Here is a 1,361-nt window from a genome sequence, read left to right on the forward strand (position 1 = left end):
AGCTACTGTTCATAATGGTGAGTATCTTATTCAAATGACTTTAATACGCTTGTAAAAATGTCCCAGTCTTCTATTATCAAGGGCATGAAACAGCTATATTTTTATGGGAAACGGTATCTACTCTGTTGTAAGGGAAGAAATTAAAAACCTGTCTGAAAAAGGTGTAAAGGTTTATTACTGTGCTCATAATGCAGAGCAGAGAAAAATAAAACCTGATTCATGGGCTGAAAGTAGTAGTATGTATGGTCTTGCAAAATTAATAAAAGAGTATGAAAAAGTTATTATATTAGATTAGAGGATAAAATGGCTAAAAAGAAAGTATCTGTTGTAATTCGTTCTGCTCCTTTTAGCTGGAAAACATTTGAAGCCTTAAGACAGGCTGTTGGAAGTGCTATGGAACATGAAATTGCAGTTATATTTATAAGAGATGGGGTTTATGCTTTAACAGACTGGAAGCCACAGATGATAGGTATAGAGCCTTTAGATAAATCTTTAGAAGCTCTTGGTATGATGGAAGCTAAAGTAATAGCAGAAGAAGAAGCTTTGAGAGAAAGAGGTTTGAAGCTAAAAGATTGGGGAATTGAAATAATAAAACTTCCAAAAGACGATATATGTAAAGTAATAAAAGACAGTGAGGTTGTTCTAACATGGTAAATACTCTGTGGCTTGTAAAAAGACCTGCAGATTTTCCGGAAGCAGATTTAATAGATGATGATGATATAATTGTATTAATACAGGACGCAGTATTAAGACTTCCTTCTAAAAAAAACTGGGTTGCCTGTGAAGAAGATGTAATTGCAAGAAATGTAAAAGTTCCTCAAGAAAACCTTGTTTCTTATGAATACATAATAAATTTGATAGAAAAGGCTCAAAAGGTAGTTGTCTGGTAAAAAAATAGCTATAACTTTAGGAGACCCTTCAGGAATTTCTCCTGAAATACTTGTAAAATCTTATAATAATTTACCGGAAGGTTATACTTATATAATTTACGGTTCAAAAAAAATCATTGATTATTACATTTCACAGTTAAATAAGGAAAAGTTTTATGTAGAGATAGAAAATATAGATGATGTTAAGAAACCCGGTTTTTATTTAATAAATATTTTTGATAAAGATTTTATTCCAGGTAAACCATCTGAAATTACAGGTAAAGCTTCTGTTTTATACCTTGAGAAGGCTGTAAATGACATTAAAAATAAAAAAGTAAATGCACTTATTACACTTCCTATATCTAAAGAATACGCAATGAAAGCTAATTTTCAGTATGCAGGTCATACTGATTATCTTGCTGATAGTTTTAAAGTGAAAGAATATGTTATGGTTTTAATGTGTGAAAAGTTAAAGGTTGCTTTAATAACTAC

General features: G+C 30.9%; 4 protein-coding genes. All 4 read left to right on the top strand.

Translation table 11 applies throughout. The features are described 5' to 3' along the window. Positions 1–103: 103 nt before the first annotated feature. Entirely contained in the window at positions 104–295 is a 192-nt protein-coding gene (locus HG1285_RS18525) for a DsrE family protein (protein ID WP_008289414.1), read from the top strand. Between the two features lie 8 nt (positions 296–303). Then, positions 304–654, top strand: coding sequence for a DsrE family protein (locus HG1285_RS01365; RefSeq protein WP_008289415.1), 351 nt, complete (start codon positions 304–306; stop codon positions 652–654). Beyond that, positions 648–890: a sulfurtransferase TusB gene (locus tag HG1285_RS01360; RefSeq protein ID WP_008289416.1), complete on the top strand. Its 243-nt coding sequence runs from the start codon at positions 648–650 to the stop codon at positions 888–890. The genes HG1285_RS01365 and HG1285_RS01360 overlap by 7 nt, the downstream gene beginning before the upstream one ends. Then, positions 880–1,361 (top strand): 4-hydroxythreonine-4-phosphate dehydrogenase PdxA (locus HG1285_RS01355; protein WP_008289417.1); only part of this gene is annotated, 482 nt, incomplete at its 3' end. The genes HG1285_RS01360 and HG1285_RS01355, both read left to right, overlap by 11 nt.

This window comes from Hydrogenivirga sp. 128-5-R1-1, from assembly GCF_000171895.1.